This window comes from Microbulbifer okhotskensis (genome assembly GCF_023895975.1).
Lineage (GTDB): Bacteria > Pseudomonadota > Gammaproteobacteria > Pseudomonadales > Cellvibrionaceae > Microbulbifer > Microbulbifer okhotskensis.
In genome coordinates this window covers 1-14,356 of the sequence record NZ_JALBWM010000103.1, presented here as the reverse complement: position 1 = coordinate 14,356, position 14,356 = coordinate 1, and the positions used below count along the sequence as shown (strand labels likewise).

The window sequence follows — 14,356 nt, the reverse complement described above, 5'->3', positions numbered from 1 at the left end:
GACACAGAGTCACTAGGGGGTAGTGACACAGAGTCACCCAGAACCAGTCACTCTTCTGAACCAGTCAATGAACCTAATACTTCCCCGAAAAAATCTTCAGGGAAAAAAACGGTGAAGGCCACGGATGATGATTACCGCCTGGCAAACCTAATTCTCGATGGTGTTCGTCGGCTCCAGCCAAATTTTAAAACCCCCAACCTGGATGCCTGGGCAAACGACTGCCGAAAAATTCGCGAGCTGGATAACCGAACACCAGCAGAGATTGCCCACGTTTTCAATTGGGCTAACCGTGATGACTTCTGGCAAACCAATATTCTCAGCCCGGCCAAATTGCGCAAACAGTTCGACCAGCTGCAAATCAAGGCCAACCAATGCAAGGGAAGTGCACATGAAAACCGTTACCCAGGCGCTGGCAACCAGCTCCAGCAGCAACACGCGCAACTCAACGCCGCCTTCGCTAGAGCCTCGGCACGAGAAGTTAATGCTGGCCCTCTGGAAGCGAATGACCCAGCTGTACGGCCACAAATGGACATCACAGCACAGGCTGTATGACTCCGAAGAGGCAGAGCGTAACGGGGTCTACAGCGAAGACTTCATGCTCTGGGCCCGCAAGACCCGCAACCTCAGCGACAAGGATTGGGCAAGAGGGATGGAAAACATCGAGTATCGCAACACTGAGGCTGCTCGAAACGATGAAACAAGCTGGCCACCAAACTACGCAGAGTTTTTGGGTTTTTGCCTCCCGGCTCCAGGTAGTGCGGCACACAAAGATTTTAAACCCCTAGCTCTACCAGACAAAAACGCCCAGGTGCGAGCTCGCAAAAGCGGTGAAAGCGAACTGGCAAAAATGCGGGGAATGTTCGATCTGTGAACGAGGAAGCCGAAGAGGTTTTAGAGGGTGAATACATCCCTCGAGAAGAATCCACCAGTCAGCCAACACTGGCGGAAGAGCTGGAAGACACCACTTGGTAAACCCAAAACATCACGGAGCGATAACGATGTCAGTAATCACTATTTCAGAAGCTATCAAGCGTATTTCTCAGACCGACCCAAGCAGCGCGCTTGCAGTTTTTCAAACGGAGCACCCGCGCCGCGTCAATGTAGTCTTTGCCAATACGGTTTGGACACAAAAGTGCATAGCGCGCGGTACTTGGGATTTCTTGGGCGAGTTCCATCGAGAGAATTTACCCGAGGCCCTGGGGGCGCTAGACGAATATGCCGAGAACATGAGGGACGTCGCGTGATGAATGAGCCAGCCCCAACCAAAACGGTTTTCTACCTGGAATTCTTTCTGTGGATGGTGGCGGTTGGCTCAGGTGTTTGGTTTTTGATTGGGTTGGAGTAGGGGGGGGAGGTGATGGCTGATCAAGTTACTACACATACTGAACTAGTTAATCGCGCAGAACGCTGGCTCAAGTCTCAAGGATGTGGTGTCGCCTTCCGTGATGAGTTCAGAGCGACTACCCATACTGGTGAGCAGCCTGACGCAATTGGTTGGCGTGATGGTTTGTCGCTGCTTATTGAGTGCAAGGTTAGCCGCTCCGACTTCCTTGCTGATAAGCGTAAAAAATTCCGGCAAGACCCAGCCCAAGGTATGGGTGATTGGCGGTTTTATATGTGTCCGCCTAATGTAATCCGTATCGATGATTTACCGGAAGGGTGGGGTCTTCTATACGCACTGCCTAAGCAAATTAAGAAGGTTCACGGTTATCCAGGCAATTGTGGCTGGTGGCATAAGAAGCCATTTGAGGGTCACAAGCGAGCAGAGACGCAAATGATGTATTCAGCTCTACGCCGAATGGAGGTGCGGGGGCATCTTAAAGAGATTTATGAAGGGGTGCCAACGCTGGAGGTGGTTAGCAAATGCCAGACTCCGTAGTAGTTAATAGCGCAAACACTCTTCAAGGTTTTCTTGTCCGTGCTGAGAGCCTATTTAAGCAGCATAAGCATCTACGTTTTTCTTGGCGCATAGGAAGGGACCGCAGCCTCGAGCAAAACAGAATGTTTTTCGAGCTGTATCAACGCATAGGTCATCAGCTCTACGGAAATGATACCGATTTAGCTAGGGCTGAGTGCAAATTAACTATCGGAGTTCCGATACTTCTGCTTGGAGATAAAGACCCGGAATTTACCGAGGTCTACAACAGATATCTCCGAGGATACAAGTTCAGCTATGAAGATAAGTTGCAAATTGTTCGCCTGCTAACTGTGACCTCTCGAATGACTGTGAAGCAAGGTCAAGAGTACATAGATTCGATACTGAATCAGTACACCTTGAAGGGGGTTGATTTTGGGCCACTGAATGACTTCGGATGCAATTGATGGCCATCAAATACCGTAAATGTAAAGTGTGCAAAACCCGCTGTAATGTACTGCACGGCATAGTTAACGGGTTAGATTTCGTCTGTTGTATCGACCACCTTGTTGATTTGGGATTTCAGCGAGTAGAGAAGCAAAAGAAGCTTGAAGCCAAAAAATTCAAATCTGAAACCAGGGCCCGTAAAAGGGCATTAAAAACTGATTCTCAAATCATGGATGAGGCCCAGCGCTCAATAAATGCCTATGTGCGCGAGAGGGATAGAGGCAAGCCTTGCCCCTCCTGCAATCGCCCGGAGCATGAAATAGAAGTGGAGCAGGGTTGGAAAGTCGGCGGGGCTTGGGATGCTGGCCATTTCCGCTCAAGGGGTGCCGCTGGCCACCTGAGATTCAATCTCTGGAATATTCACCGGCAGTGCAAAAGCTGTAATGCGGGTTCTGCCAAATACGCCCATAAAGCGGAGACCGTAGCCGTGCAATACGAACTTAATCTGAGGGAGAGAATAGGTAATCGCCGAGTTGACTGGCTAAAAAATAATAACGGAATCCGGAGATTTAACCGGGAGTATTGCGAAAGGATTAAACGAATATTCAATAGAAAAAGACGGTTATTACAAAAGCGGAGGGAGTGCATCGCATGAGCCTTTTAGAATTCGCAAAAACTGAGGGAGAGAAGCGGAAGTGCCGCGCGTTTGAGGAGTGTGGCAGTGTTAATGCAGCTGCGCGCAAACTGGGAATAACGCATCCTCCTGTGTCCCGCACTATCACAGAGCTGAAAAGGCGGCAAGCCCTGAAAGACGGCAGCCAGCACTTAAACCATCAGAAGGTGCCTGAAGGTTTCGAAATCAAAGGGGCAAGTATTTACTTCCCCAAGACAGAAACCACCCCGGCATTCTGGCTGAAGAATCAGCAGGACATTCAGAAGCAGCAGGTAGCCATGGAGGCATTTGCTCAGACTTATATCGAAGACCTGCCGCCCATAGAGACTCCCGTAGAGCCTCAAGGTGATTTGGATACAGACACTATTCCCTGGATACAGATTGGAGACGGCCATTTAGGGATGCTCGCCCATGAGGCAGAAGTGGGCCATAACTTTGACCTGAAAATAGCAGAGCGAGAGTTAGTCACCGCCATTGAAATCTTGGTAGACCGCGCACCGAATTGTGAGCGTTGTGTTATTCAGGATTTAGGGGATATGACCCATTACGAGACCTTCAGTGCTAAAACGGAATCATCAGGCCATGACCTGGATTTCGATAGCCGCTATCAGCGCATGATTCACACCTATGCCCGAGTGATGCGCAGCATAGTTGAAAAGGCCCTCAGCAAATTCAAATACGTGGATGTGATAGTCAACCAGGGCAACCACAGTCGAAGCAATGACGTATGGATGCGGGTTTTTCTCAAGCATGTTTACCACCACACCGACCGCTTACGGGTTTTGGATAACGCCTCATTTTCATTCCCTACCGCATGGGCAATACCTTTGTGATGTGCCACCACAGTGACAAGTGCAAGCCGGCACAGCTTGCTCAGGTAATGGCCACAGACTTCAACCAGGATTGGGGCGAGGCCAGCTATCGCTATATCGATATAGGCCACATCCACCACCGTATGGTTGCGAAAGAGCATCCAGGGGTAACCATAGAAAGCTGGAACCAGCTGGCCCCGGCTGACAAATATGCCCATGACGGAGGATGGCGCAGCCGCTCTTGCCTCACTGTTGTACTTAGGTCGAAAACCTATGGGGAGAAAGGGCGAATCACTTTAACTGCGGAAGAGGTAAAGGACCGTATCGATAGCTTGGAGCCAGGCACTACCAGCGCCCGGCGTCGTGAAGTTTATACCGTGTGAGGAGAGCAATCATGACTGAAGCGATGGAGCGTGACCCGAACGGCAAAGACCAGCATGAACCTGGGGCGAAATGTGACGAGGGGAAAATCATGGCCGGGGTTCTTGATGATTTCTCCCTGGCATTAATGGCGGTTGCCGAGGTGGGAACATTCGGGGCAAATAAATATACCCGGGGCGGCTGGCAGCAAGTACCCAATGGCAGGCAGCGTTATCGCGATGCGTTGTGGCGCCACCACCTGAAAGAGCGGCACGAAACAAAAGACCCTGAAACGGGGCTGTTACACAAGGCTCATAAAGCTTGGAATGCGCTGGCTGAATTAGAGCTAGAGCTAAGGCAGGACCGGCTTATGCGCATAGGTGCCCAAAACCGAACAAAAAGAGAGAGAGCTTAAAAGATGCCTAAGTTTAGAAAAAAGCCGGTTGTAATTGAAGCCTCGCAGTGGTTTGAGAATGGCGACCACCCAGAAGATTATCAGGAAGATATTGGATGCGCTTTAAGTGATAAGGTAGTTAGCACAGAGCGGCAGCGCCAGTTGGGGTTTGAAGGGCAGGTCGTCAGGTATTACCGCCATCCCCACGTACCAGGAGAAAGGTCTTGCGAGCATTGCGGTATTGCCATGGCCAAGCACGGATGGATTGACACTCTCGAAGGTGGACACACCGCTTGCCCGGGGGACTGGATAATTACTGGAGTGCAAGGTGAACGGTATCCATGTAAGTCGGACATTTTCCAGCAGACATACGAGCCAGTGGAGGGTGACCAATGCCAGAAATAGCAATACGCGAACTCTTGTGGGAATGGTCCCGAGCCTATCCGGAGAGGGCTGGTGATTCGGTATCCTGGCCCCGTATGTCTGCATTCAGTCGGGAAATGGTATCAGGGAACAGAGAGAGCCCAGAACCGATAAATGAAAGGCGCGCAGAGCTTACTGATGCGGCCGTGCTTGCATATCTGAATGCAGTGAGCCGCCGCCGGGACCAATTCAATGCAGAGCTTGAGAGATTGGTATTTTGGTTGCGGTATTACCACCGATGGGAATTGCAGGACGTGGCCAGGACAATCAGGAAGTCTAAGGCCAGCACTAAGACGCTTTGCAGAATGATCGAAAGCACAATCGAAATGGCATGTTTACTTAGAGCGAGGGCAGCATGAAAGGCATATCAATATTTAATGCAGATTATTTAGTTAAGGAATACAACTGCAATACAGTGGTAGAGGGGCGGTGGGTCATGGCTCGACCCGTAGGTGCGACCAGTCTGCGATTCAGATTAAAAAGCGCCTGGCAAGTCTTCACAGGTAAGGCGGACGTTCTTCTATGGACCAAGCAATAACTGGCGTTATATACAACTGTTTTTTAATACAGTACTTGCTTGACGGCTAGCCGTGAAATAGATAATATAAGGTAAGCTGTCGAGTTGTATGTGCGACAGTGGATCATCCTTCTTAACCGGCCCCCAAGCCGGTTTTTTTATGCCTGAAATTTGAGACTCCCCCGGGAAAATCATGCTCACATTAACGCGATTTGCTTATGGCTCAGAAGCAACTCTGGGCCGGCTACGTGTCGGTGATCGTACTTTCTATACCGTAGAACGCCCATGGCTAGGTAATAAGCCATTCGAGAGCTGTATACCGGAGGGGGTTTATCGGTGTGATCCGTACAGCTCCGCTAAATACCCCAATGTATGGGAGCTGCAAGAAGTTCCAGGTCGTTCAAAAATCCTGATGCATACGGCTAACTATGCCTCTGATGTTCAAGGCTGTATTGGCATTGGGACGACCCAAGCCCCTGGCGGCTGGTGGGTGATTCAATCGCGCAAAGCCATGCAGGAATTGCGGGACATGTTGCCGCCAGAGTTTGAATTAAACGTCACTCACTTCATGCCGGAGTACCCATGATTTCAGCCATATCAAATCTATTCGGCAAAGTCATAGATAAGGCGTTCCCAGATAAGACAGAAGCCAACCGCCTAAAAGCTCAAGTTGATTCGCAGCTGATTGCGATGGATATGGCAGAACTGCAATCAGCTACCCAAGTAATCACAGCAGAGGCATCAGGGGAGTCATGGCTACAGAGAAACTGGCGGCCAGTAACGATGCTCACATTTGTAGGGCTCATTGTTGCCCATTGGGTAGGGTGGACGGCCGAAAACCTAAGCGAGGACCAAACCCTGGCCCTGCTGGAGATAGTAAAAGTCGGCCTTGGTGGTTATGTCGTGGGGCGCAGCGCTGAGAAAGCAGCTAAGGCTTGGAAGCAATCATGACCCTACACGATGCAATGCGGGAGATACCCGATAAGGCCAGTTATATGACTGCTGTAGGCGCTGGTACTTTTGCCGGCTGGCTCGCTGATAACTGGCTCGGTCTTGTGGGTGTGTTTATAGCTGCATTAGGCCTAGCAGTGAATTGGTATTACTCACACCAGCGGCACAAGTTGATGAAAGAACAGCACGATGACAAAGCGGAATCACAATAACCTCACTGAGAAGTGGCAAGTCTTTGCTGATTCCTACTTGGGGGATAAAAACCTAAACGCAACAAAGGCTTACAGGTTAGCTTACCCAAATGCGGCTCAGCGCAGCGCAGAGGTAGAAGCTGCAAAGCTCCTGAGAAAACCTGAGGTGGCAAATTACATCGAGAAAGCCCAACGGGCACGCTCTGAGCGCACCCAAATCAATGCAGATTATGTTTTAAGTCGCCTGGTTGAGATCGACCAGATGGATGTTCTCGATATTCTCAACGATGACGGTTCACTGAAGCCTATCAGCGAGTGGCCCAAGGTCTGGCGGCAATATCTGGCAGGCATGGACCTTGCCGAACTCTGGGAAGGCCGAGATGATAAGCGCAAGACGGTTGGTGTACTTAAGAAAATCAAATGGCCGGACAAACTCAAAAATCTGGAACTCCTCGGCAAACACATTGGAGTTCAGGCATTCCGAGATAGGGTGAATCATGAGGGGGAGCTAGTCGATGAGATGGCAACCCTCATGCAGCAAATCAGCGATGGCGCTACCCCATGATTTGGTCACCAATCTCAAGAATAGAGACTGGCGACTAAACAACCTCTATTGGATTAAGGACAAGCGGGGCAAGAAAGTTAAGTTTCGGATGAACCCGGAGCAGCGCGAGTACTACGAGAATCACCATACTCGAAACATCATCCTCAAGGCGCGCCAACTTGGGTTCACTACTGAACAGTGCATTATCCAACTTGATTGCGCGTTGTTTGAGTCTGGCGCCTGTGCACTGATAGCGCACAACCTGGATGATGCAAAGCGGTTATTTCGAGAGAAGGTTAAATACGCATACGACCAATTGCCGGATGTTATCAAGGCGGCGAACCCGGCCAGAAACGACCGGGCGGGAGAATTGGTGTTTCAGAATGGTGGCTCGATGACCGTCAGCACCTCATTCAGGGGTGGCACTCTCAGAAAGCTGCATGTTTCAGAGTTCGGGAAAATATGCGCTAAGTATCCGGACAAAGCTCGAGAGATTGTCACGGGTGCGTTTGAGGCGGTTTCCATTGATTGTGATGTCACTATCGAATCGACCGCAGAAGGCCGGCAGGGGTATTTCTTCGATTACTGCCAGTCATCGGAGAAGCTACACAGTCAAGGGGCAAGCCTAACGGCCCTGGACTGGAAGTTCTTTTTCTACCCCTGGTGGAAAAACCCAGAATATTCACTTTCGGGGGCTTTGTCTGTCCCTGAACGATTCGAAAAGTACTTTGCCGAACTCGAAAGCAAGCAGGGCATCAACCTAACCGACGCGCAAAAGCTCTGGTACATCACCAAAGAGAAAACGCTAGGTGATGACATCAAGCGGGAGTACCCATCATTCCCCGCTGAGGCCTTCCAGCAATCTATTCAAGGCGCTTACTACTCACGGCAGTTCCAGCGGCTCTACAAAGAGGGGCGGATAGGCTCGCTGCCTGATAACTCACATTTACCGGTTTACACCTTCTGGGATATCGGGGTTGGTGATTCGACCTCTATCTGGTTTGTGCGCGTGGTGGGTGATGAGTACCACGTGATTGATTATTACGAGAACAGCGGCGAAGGCATAGCTCACTACATGAAGGTGCTGAAAGAGCGCGGCTACAACTATGCCGAACACTGGGCGCCTCACGATATCGATAACCGGGACTTCAGTGGGAACGGCAAATCCCGCCGGGAAATGGCCCGTGAAGGCTACGAGATAGACGGTGAGACATACAGCCTGAACTTCAATGTTGCACCGCATGGCAGTGTTGACGGCGGTATTGAGTCTGTTCGTGAGGTTTTGCCTAAGTGTGTTTTCGATCAAGAGAAGTGCGACCAGGGCATCAAGTGCTTGGAGAGCTACCGCAAAGAGTGGGATGACAAGAACGGCTGCTGGAAAGATCGACCGCTGCACGACTGGTCCAGCCACGGCTCTGACGCATTCCGTTACTTCGCAGTTTCAGTGAAGAACATCCGCACTATGGCAATGAGTATCAACATGGGAATGGCCTACTAATGGCAAATGACGTTACTTATCAGCGCGACGACTTCACCAAGGCGCTGCCAGACTGGACGCTGGTTGATGATATCTGTGCGGGTGAGCGGGTTATTAAATCCAAGGGCACCACCTATCTGCCCATGCCCAATCCAAAAGACCAGAGTGAAGCAAATAGAGCTCGCTATCAGCAGTACACAGACAGGGCAGTTTTCTATAACGCAACCGGTCGCACGTTGCAGGGCCTGGTTGGTGCCGTATTTCGTCGAGCGCCAACAGTAGATATCCCGGCAGGCTTGGAGTACCTGACCAGTGATGCCAATGGCAGCGGGGTAAGTATTTATCAGCAGTCCCAATCGGTGGTCTCTGCCGTATTGAAGTCTGGCCGGCGCGGCCTACTGGTGGATTACCCCAAAACCGAAGGGCAAACCTCTAAGGCTGAACAGCAAGCCGGATTAGTGCGCGCATCGATTGTGAGCTACCCAGCGAATCAGATTATCAACTGGCGAACCGTTAGGGTTGGCGGTGTGCACCGGCTGGGACTGGTTGTTATCCGTGAAAGCTATGAAGAGGTAACTTCAGATAGTTTCGGCATAGAAGAGAAAACACAGTACCGCGCACTCAAGCTGATTGATGGCCGCTACACAGTAGAAATCTGGCGTGGTGGTGATACGGGTACTTGGGTTATTCACGATTCCTATATGCCGTTGGATGGGACAGGTCAGCACTGGAAGGTTATCCCGTTCACCTTTGTCGGCGCCGAGAACAATGACCAGAGCATTGATCGATCGCCACTGCTGGACCTGGCAAACCTAAACAAAGCCCATTATCGCAACTCGGCAGATTATGAGGATTCGGCATTCTTCGTTGGCCAGGCCCAGCCGTGGATTTCCGGGTTGACCGAAAACTGGCGTGACCACATGGAAAAGCAGGGCATCTATATTGGCTCGCGCTCTCCCATCCTGCTCCCTGATGGTGGTGCCTTTGGGTTTGCTCAGGTTGAACCGAACACCCTGGTCAAAGAGGCGATGGATCAGAAAGAGAAGCAAATGGTCGCCTTGGGTGCTCGGCTGATTGAGCGCGGTTCAGCAGTAAAGACGGCCACTGAAGCTCAGGCCGAAAATGAATCAGAGCACTCGGTTTTATCTCTGGTCGCCGAGAACGTCAGCGAGGCCTACACCCAGGCTATTCAATGGGCGGCACAGTTCCAGAATGTGCAGGTTGAAACGGAATACAAGCTTAATCAGGACTTTGCCGAATCCAATCTTGATGCGCAGATGCTCACCGCCCTGGTGAATGCCTGGCAGTCTGGCCGCTTACCAAGTTCAGATCTATGGGCGAATCTCCGCAAGCATGGGGTTATCAATGCCGAGAAGACTGATGAGGTAATTCGTGAGGAACTGGGAGGCGAGGAACCTGGGCCAGGGTTAAACGATGAGTGAAGCTCTTGCTACCTCAACCACTCGCCACGCCGTTTACCTGGAGCGGCTGAAGTCTGGTGAGGTAAATCAGTTTGCGGCCTTTCTGCAGCAGATGGACCGCTCTATAAAGCAGCGCCTATCAAGTCACGATTTAACCGAGTTTTCCCGCGCAAGGTTGGAGCGGCTGCTTACTGTAGTTGATAACGACCTGGCCAAGATATTCAGCAAGTATTACGACCAGCTTGCTGGCCATTTACTGGATTTAGCTGAATATGAATCAGAGTTCGAGGTTCGCAATTTACAGGCTGCGCTGATTGTCGGAGTTGAGACGGTAATTCCTGCGCCGGCACAGGTCAGGGCCGCCGTACTCTCCACGCCGCTCTCAGTGCGTGGCCCTGATGGTGGGCAGCTAATTGAGCCATTTATAAGGGGTTGGACCAGTAGCGAACGAAAGCGGGTTACCGGGGCTATACGGCAGGGTTTCTTCGAGGGGCAAACAACTCTCCAGATTATTCGTAACATCCGGGGATCCAAAGCTAACAAATACCGCGACGGCATCTTGGCGATAACACAGCGCAATGCCGATGCAGTAGTCCGAACAGCGATTGCCCACACGGCTACCATGGCGCGGATGGAGACGCTGCAGAACAATGCCGATTTGCTAGAAGGCATGCGCTGGGTATCTACTTTGGATAGCCGTACATCAACTCAATGCCGCAGCCTGGATAATGAGGTGTTTCCCCTCGACAAAGGGCCGCGCCCACCAGTTCACATACGCTGCCGCAGTACAGTTATTGCGGTCCTGAAGGAAAAGTACCGAGCACTAAGCGAAGGAGCTACCCGGGCCAGTAAGGATGGCTATGTCGATGCTGGATTGACTTATTACCTATGGCTCCAGAAGCAGCCGTTGAGTTTCATACAGGATGCCATTGGCCCAACTCGGGCAAAACTCCTCCTCAATGGCGGGCTATCGGCAGAGCGATTTGCAGCGCTAAATCTGGGGCGGAATTTTAAGCCCTTGACCCTGGAAGAGATGAAGTTGAAAGAGCCCATCGCATTTAAGAAAGCGGAGATCCAATGAATATATCTATCAAGCCTATTGAAAAGTTCACTGTAGAAGTTGACGGGGTTGCTATCGGGGAGTTTGAAAAAGTTTCGTCATGGGAGGGGTTTATCAAGCTGCAAAATCCCAAGGGATATATTATTGCTGCTGATAACTCCACACCTTTCACAGAGATAATGGGAGGAATCTTTGGTGATATTTTTGGCTCGAGGACGGAAACATTCCAGGTTTTAAAAGCTAGCGAAAACCTTATCCCCAGCTAAGCGGATAACTTATTTACCTATAACTGGCTCGCTTCGGCGGGCCTTTTTTGTATCTGCCGTTTACTCGGCAAGTCTTAGGGGCTGTGCCCCGAAAAAAGGAGCAGTGCTCAAATGTTAAAGAAGCGTATCAGTGACCTTAGTGAGGTCGAAGAGCAGTATCGCGGCCTCTATGAGAAAAGTGGTGATGGTTATGCCCTGAAAATTGAGGGCGATGAAGAAGACCGTTATCGAGCCAAGCACGAAGAAGCAGAGCGACATCGCAAAGCAGCTGAGAAAAAGGTCAGTGACCTGGAAGCTAGCATAGGCGAACTGCAAAACAGCTTGGATGATTTAAAGAACGGCAAGCACCGTGAGAGTGGTGACATCGAAGCCCTGGAAAAGAGCTGGCAGGAGAAGTATGACCGGCTCAATGCTGAAAAAGATGGAGTCATTGAAGAGCGTGACAATTGGCTGAAGGAGCAGATGGTTACCAGCGTGGCTAGTGGTGTTGCCTCTGAAATAGCGGTGCAAGGTAGTGCAAAAGCACTGATGCTGAATTTGGAAAGCCGTCTTTCAATGGAGGTCCGTGACGGGAAACCGACCACTGTAGTACTGGATGCCAATGGCAAGCCAAGTGCGATGACAGTGGAGGAACTAAAAGCTGAATTCTCTAACGATCCGGCCTTTGCGCCGCTAATTGTTGGAAGTAAAGCCTCCGGCGGCGGTGCTGCTGGTGGTGGGGGAGGCGGTGCCTCCAAGAAGTTTTCGGAAATGTCCGAAAAAGAACGTGTGGAGCTGTATCGAAACAACCCCGAAACCTATCGGCAGTTGCGAGATGCAGGTTAATCGCCAATTTACAGGTTAAAAACTCATGGCACTTACTCAACTATCCGATGTAGTTATTCCGGAAGTGTATTCTGACTATCAGGCCGAAAATGGGCCAGAAAAAACAGTCTTCTTTCAGTCTGGTGTTGCAGTCCGCAATGCAATGCTGGACCAGAAAGCGAACTCTGGCGGTGAAACGCTTAATGTCCCTTTCTGGAAAGACCTGGATGCTTCTGTCGAGCCTAACTACAGCACTGATAATCCTGCCCAGAATGCTTCGCCGCAAAAAGTTGTTGCGGGTAAACAAGTCGCACGTATGGCTTATATCAACCAGGGGTATAGCTCTGCTGACCTGTCTGGTGAAATTGCTGGCTCCGATCCGATGCAGCGTGTTCGCAATCGATTCGGCACTTACTGGATGCGCCAGTGGCAGCGCCGAGTTATTCCCGCTCTAAATGGCATCCTCGCAGATAACGTCGCCAGTGACGATGCGGATATGGTCGAGGATATCGCTATCGATGATGGCAATAACGCAGGCGCAAGCAATGTGTTTAGCCGTACAGCCTTTACCGGTGCAGCATTTACCCTCGGCGACCGGTTTGAGTCCACGTCTGCTATCGGTGTCCACTCGATGGTTTATAAGCGCATGGTGGACAATGATGATGTGGAGTTTGTGTCAGATTCTCAGGGAGATCTCACAATTCCTACCTTCCTTGGTCGCCGTGTCATTGTTGATGATGGCATGCCGGTTGTTCCTGGTGGTACCAGCGGATTTAAATATACCTCTGTCCTATTTGGTGGGGGCGCAATTGGTTATGGCGAAGGCCAAGCCAAAGTGCCGGTAGAGCTGGAGCGTGAAGCAAGCTCGGGTAATGGCGGCGGTATAGAAACTCTATGGGAGCGTAATAGCTGGCTGATACATCCGCTTGGCTTCAAGTGGCTGGAGGCTAGCGTGTCCGGTGAAAGTCCAAGCTGGGCAGAACTGGCCATGGCTGGCAACTGGGACCGCGTAGTTGATCGCAAAAACGTACCCCTGGCATTCCTAATCACCAACGGCTAATCCGTGCCGGGGAATTGCCCCGGTTTTCCTGGAGACATCCATGCCCAGCATTAAAGAACTACTGGCCAGCGCCAGACAAATTGACACTGGCATCGCCACAAAAGCAAAAGAAGTAACAATTGCCGCCTCTAAATCTCTATCAGCTGTCGAACCCCCTATGAGTCCTGTTACAGTTATTCAGGATGATGAAGAGGGTTTTGTTGTCGAGTTGGAGGGCATCCAATTCACACCTGCACGAAACCAAGTGCGTGAAGATGGGACCCTCACATCTGGGGGCTTTAAGGCTTTTGAATCTGCTAAATCTGAGCTTGCAGGCGAATAACCCATGGCCCTGACGATAGAAGACGGCACAGGCTCTAATTCGAGTGCCAACAGCTATGCCAGCGTGCAAGACTTGCGCGACTATGCAGGTGCGCGTGGAGTAGACCTGTCTGCATTATCGGATGCTGAGTGTGAGCCGCTTCTTATCCGGGCTATGGATTTCTTGGAAAGCAAGCGAGACCGGTACAAAGGGTACATCTCAACGCAAGGCCAGCCCTTACAGTGGCCTCGCGCTGATGCCTGGGGAATTTCCTATCCGGATGCACTTTTCCCAAGCGATGAGATTCCGCGTGAGTTGGTGTACGCGCAATTGGCCCTGGCTATTGAGGCACGGGATAACGATTTACAACCCAACCGATTGCCAACCGATACCGGGCCGGTCATTAAAGAGCGTGTCGAAGGGGCGGTAGATGTAGCCTATGCCGCGCCTGTACAACAGCAGTTTACCCCCGCTTTTGCCAAAGTTGATGCGTTGCTTGCGCCACTCCTGAAAAACAACGGGCTTTTCCTAGTCCGGACATAATCTATGAGCGACTTCTACAACCGTATGGCCGATACGGCTCTACGGCTTATTGCGCGTTTTGGTTCTGAGCAGACCCTCCATGACGTTATTCCAGGTGTATCTGATCCGGTAACCGGGCAAAACTCAGGTGATACCCCAATAGAGCAACCTGTCCAAGTGATTCTGCAGGACTACAACCTTAAAGAATCCGGGATGATGTATGCAGAAGGGCAGAGTATTCAGCGCGGCGATAAAAAATTGATCATTGCTGCAGCTGG

The 14,356-nt window shown here is 51.0% G+C and carries 23 protein-coding genes; all 23 read left to right on the top strand.

Translation table 11 applies throughout. The annotated features are described in order from the left end of the window. Positions 1-552: phage replication protein O (locus MO867_RS17300; RefSeq protein ID WP_444875285.1), on the top strand; the 552-nt coding region annotated here is incomplete at its 5' end. After that, positions 503-871 (top strand): hypothetical protein, encoded by a 369-nt coding sequence (locus MO867_RS17295; RefSeq protein ID WP_252471466.1) that lies wholly within the window; start codon positions 503-505, stop codon positions 869-871. The genes MO867_RS17300 and MO867_RS17295, both read left to right, overlap by 50 nt. A 127-nt stretch (positions 872-998) precedes the next feature. Continuing rightward, the gene (locus MO867_RS17290) at positions 999-1,244 is read left to right on the top strand and encodes a hypothetical protein (RefSeq protein ID WP_252471464.1); all 246 of its coding nucleotides are present in this window, start codon (positions 999-1,001) and stop codon (positions 1,242-1,244) included. 113 nt (positions 1,245-1,357) lie between these two features. Beyond that, positions 1,358-1,879, top strand: a complete 522-nt coding sequence (locus tag MO867_RS17285) for a hypothetical protein (RefSeq protein WP_252471461.1) — start codon at positions 1,358-1,360, stop codon at positions 1,877-1,879. After that, a complete protein-coding gene (locus MO867_RS17280) occupies positions 1,864-2,322 on the top strand; it encodes a hypothetical protein (protein WP_252471458.1) in 459 nt (152 codons plus the stop codon). The genes MO867_RS17285 and MO867_RS17280 overlap by 16 nt, the downstream gene beginning before the upstream one ends. Continuing rightward, complete coding sequence (locus MO867_RS17275) at positions 2,322-2,957, top strand: recombination protein NinG (protein WP_252471456.1); 636 nt, start codon at positions 2,322-2,324, stop codon at positions 2,955-2,957. Before MO867_RS17280 ends, MO867_RS17275 begins: the two co-directional genes overlap by 1 nt. Next, positions 2,954-3,808 carry a helix-turn-helix domain-containing protein gene (locus MO867_RS17270; RefSeq protein ID WP_252471453.1) on the top strand — a complete coding sequence of 285 codons (855 nt, stop codon included), beginning with the start codon at positions 2,954-2,956 and terminating at the stop codon, positions 3,806-3,808. The genes MO867_RS17275 and MO867_RS17270 overlap by 4 nt, the downstream gene beginning before the upstream one ends. Next, positions 3,808-4,170 (top strand): hypothetical protein, encoded by a 363-nt coding sequence (locus MO867_RS17265; RefSeq protein ID WP_252471450.1) that lies wholly within the window; start codon positions 3,808-3,810, stop codon positions 4,168-4,170. The genes MO867_RS17270 and MO867_RS17265 overlap by 1 nt, the downstream gene beginning before the upstream one ends. Positions 4,171-4,181: 11 nt before the next feature. Then, the gene (locus MO867_RS17260) at positions 4,182-4,562 is read left to right on the top strand and encodes a dATP/dGTP diphosphohydrolase domain-containing protein (protein WP_252471448.1); all 381 of its coding nucleotides are present in this window, start codon (positions 4,182-4,184) and stop codon (positions 4,560-4,562) included. Between the two features lie 3 nt (positions 4,563-4,565). After that, positions 4,566-4,946 carry a PGDYG domain-containing protein gene (locus MO867_RS17255; protein ID WP_252471446.1) on the top strand — a complete coding sequence of 127 codons (381 nt, stop codon included), beginning with the start codon at positions 4,566-4,568 and terminating at the stop codon, positions 4,944-4,946. A gap of 728 nt (positions 4,947-5,674) precedes the next feature. Then, complete coding sequence (locus tag MO867_RS17250; RefSeq protein ID WP_252471443.1) at positions 5,675-6,067, top strand: DUF5675 family protein; 393 nt, start codon at positions 5,675-5,677, stop codon at positions 6,065-6,067. Further along, complete coding sequence (locus tag MO867_RS17245) at positions 6,064-6,432, top strand: 3TM-type holin (RefSeq protein WP_252471441.1); 369 nt, start codon at positions 6,064-6,066, stop codon at positions 6,430-6,432. The genes MO867_RS17250 and MO867_RS17245 overlap by 4 nt, the downstream gene beginning before the upstream one ends. Further along, the gene (locus MO867_RS17240) at positions 6,429-6,644 is read left to right on the top strand and encodes a phage holin family protein (RefSeq protein WP_252471439.1); all 216 of its coding nucleotides are present in this window, start codon (positions 6,429-6,431) and stop codon (positions 6,642-6,644) included. The genes MO867_RS17245 and MO867_RS17240 overlap by 4 nt, the downstream gene beginning before the upstream one ends. Continuing rightward, on the top strand, positions 6,622-7,188 hold the full coding sequence (locus tag MO867_RS17235; protein ID WP_252471437.1) for a terminase small subunit: 567 nt from the start codon (positions 6,622-6,624) through the stop codon (positions 7,186-7,188). The genes MO867_RS17240 and MO867_RS17235 overlap by 23 nt, the downstream gene beginning before the upstream one ends. Continuing rightward, positions 7,172-8,665 carry a terminase large subunit domain-containing protein gene (locus tag MO867_RS17230; RefSeq protein WP_252471434.1) on the top strand — a complete coding sequence of 498 codons (1,494 nt, stop codon included), beginning with the start codon at positions 7,172-7,174 and terminating at the stop codon, positions 8,663-8,665. Before MO867_RS17235 ends, MO867_RS17230 begins: the two co-directional genes overlap by 17 nt. Continuing rightward, positions 8,665-10,086 (top strand): DUF4055 domain-containing protein, encoded by a 1,422-nt coding sequence (locus tag MO867_RS17225; protein WP_252471431.1) that lies wholly within the window; start codon positions 8,665-8,667, stop codon positions 10,084-10,086. The genes MO867_RS17230 and MO867_RS17225 overlap by 1 nt, the downstream gene beginning before the upstream one ends. Next, positions 10,079-11,146: a phage head morphogenesis protein gene (locus tag MO867_RS17220; RefSeq protein WP_252471429.1), complete on the top strand. Its 1,068-nt coding sequence runs from the start codon at positions 10,079-10,081 to the stop codon at positions 11,144-11,146. Before MO867_RS17225 ends, MO867_RS17220 begins: the two co-directional genes overlap by 8 nt. Then, the gene (locus MO867_RS17215) at positions 11,143-11,391 is read left to right on the top strand and encodes a hypothetical protein (protein ID WP_252471427.1); all 249 of its coding nucleotides are present in this window, start codon (positions 11,143-11,145) and stop codon (positions 11,389-11,391) included. Before MO867_RS17220 ends, MO867_RS17215 begins: the two co-directional genes overlap by 4 nt. A 111-nt stretch (positions 11,392-11,502) precedes the next feature. Continuing rightward, positions 11,503-12,216, top strand: a complete 714-nt coding sequence (locus tag MO867_RS17210; protein WP_252471424.1) for a hypothetical protein — start codon at positions 11,503-11,505, stop codon at positions 12,214-12,216. A 25-nt stretch (positions 12,217-12,241) separates the two neighbouring features. Beyond that, positions 12,242-13,255 carry a major capsid protein gene (locus tag MO867_RS17205; protein ID WP_252471422.1) on the top strand — a complete coding sequence of 338 codons (1,014 nt, stop codon included), beginning with the start codon at positions 12,242-12,244 and terminating at the stop codon, positions 13,253-13,255. Positions 13,256-13,295: 40 nt separating this feature from the next. Further along, positions 13,296-13,577 (top strand): hypothetical protein, encoded by a 282-nt coding sequence (locus MO867_RS17200; RefSeq protein WP_252471419.1) that lies wholly within the window; start codon positions 13,296-13,298, stop codon positions 13,575-13,577. A gap of 3 nt (positions 13,578-13,580) precedes the next feature. Beyond that, positions 13,581-14,099 carry a DnaT-like ssDNA-binding protein gene (locus tag MO867_RS17195; protein ID WP_252471417.1) on the top strand — a complete coding sequence of 173 codons (519 nt, stop codon included), beginning with the start codon at positions 13,581-13,583 and terminating at the stop codon, positions 14,097-14,099. 3 nt (positions 14,100-14,102) lie between these two features. Then, a partial coding sequence (locus MO867_RS17190) for a hypothetical protein (RefSeq protein ID WP_252471415.1) occupies positions 14,103-14,356 on the top strand: 254 nt, incomplete at its 3' end.

Excerpts from the sequence above, each read along its gene's own strand:
- MO867_RS17285 (WP_252471461.1), top strand. The coding sequence starts at position 1,358 with ATGGCTGATCAAGTTACTACACATACTGAACTAGTTAATCGCGCAGAA.
- MO867_RS17200 (WP_252471419.1), top strand. The coding sequence starts at position 13,296 with ATGCCCAGCATTAAAGAACTACTGGCCAGCGCCAGACAAATTGACACT.
- MO867_RS17225 (WP_252471431.1), top strand. The coding sequence starts at position 8,665 with ATGGCAAATGACGTTACTTATCAGCGCGACGACTTCACCAAGGCGCTG.
- MO867_RS17250 (WP_252471443.1), top strand. The coding sequence starts at position 5,675 with ATGCTCACATTAACGCGATTTGCTTATGGCTCAGAAGCAACTCTGGGC.
- MO867_RS17260 (WP_252471448.1), top strand. The coding sequence starts at position 4,182 with ATGACTGAAGCGATGGAGCGTGACCCGAACGGCAAAGACCAGCATGAA.
- MO867_RS17215 (WP_252471427.1), top strand. The coding sequence starts at position 11,143 with ATGAATATATCTATCAAGCCTATTGAAAAGTTCACTGTAGAAGTTGAC.
- MO867_RS17280 (WP_252471458.1), top strand. The coding sequence starts at position 1,864 with ATGCCAGACTCCGTAGTAGTTAATAGCGCAAACACTCTTCAAGGTTTT.
- MO867_RS17210 (WP_252471424.1), top strand. The coding sequence starts at position 11,503 with ATGTTAAAGAAGCGTATCAGTGACCTTAGTGAGGTCGAAGAGCAGTAT.
- MO867_RS17295 (WP_252471466.1), top strand. The coding sequence starts at position 503 with ATGACCCAGCTGTACGGCCACAAATGGACATCACAGCACAGGCTGTAT.
- MO867_RS17270 (WP_252471453.1), top strand. The coding sequence starts at position 2,954 with ATGAGCCTTTTAGAATTCGCAAAAACTGAGGGAGAGAAGCGGAAGTGC.
- MO867_RS17195 (WP_252471417.1), top strand. The coding sequence starts at position 13,581 with ATGGCCCTGACGATAGAAGACGGCACAGGCTCTAATTCGAGTGCCAAC.
- MO867_RS17205 (WP_252471422.1), top strand. The coding sequence starts at position 12,242 with ATGGCACTTACTCAACTATCCGATGTAGTTATTCCGGAAGTGTATTCT.
- MO867_RS17235 (WP_252471437.1), top strand. The coding sequence starts at position 6,622 with ATGACAAAGCGGAATCACAATAACCTCACTGAGAAGTGGCAAGTCTTT.
- MO867_RS17290 (WP_252471464.1), top strand. The coding sequence starts at position 999 with ATGTCAGTAATCACTATTTCAGAAGCTATCAAGCGTATTTCTCAGACC.
- MO867_RS17240 (WP_252471439.1), top strand. The coding sequence starts at position 6,429 with ATGACCCTACACGATGCAATGCGGGAGATACCCGATAAGGCCAGTTAT.
- MO867_RS17245 (WP_252471441.1), top strand. The coding sequence starts at position 6,064 with ATGATTTCAGCCATATCAAATCTATTCGGCAAAGTCATAGATAAGGCG.
- MO867_RS17230 (WP_252471434.1), top strand. The coding sequence starts at position 7,172 with ATGGCGCTACCCCATGATTTGGTCACCAATCTCAAGAATAGAGACTGG.
- MO867_RS17275 (WP_252471456.1), top strand. The coding sequence starts at position 2,322 with ATGGCCATCAAATACCGTAAATGTAAAGTGTGCAAAACCCGCTGTAAT.
- MO867_RS17265 (WP_252471450.1), top strand. The coding sequence starts at position 3,808 with ATGTGCCACCACAGTGACAAGTGCAAGCCGGCACAGCTTGCTCAGGTA.
- MO867_RS17255 (WP_252471446.1), top strand. The coding sequence starts at position 4,566 with ATGCCTAAGTTTAGAAAAAAGCCGGTTGTAATTGAAGCCTCGCAGTGG.
- MO867_RS17220 (WP_252471429.1), top strand. The coding sequence starts at position 10,079 with ATGAGTGAAGCTCTTGCTACCTCAACCACTCGCCACGCCGTTTACCTG.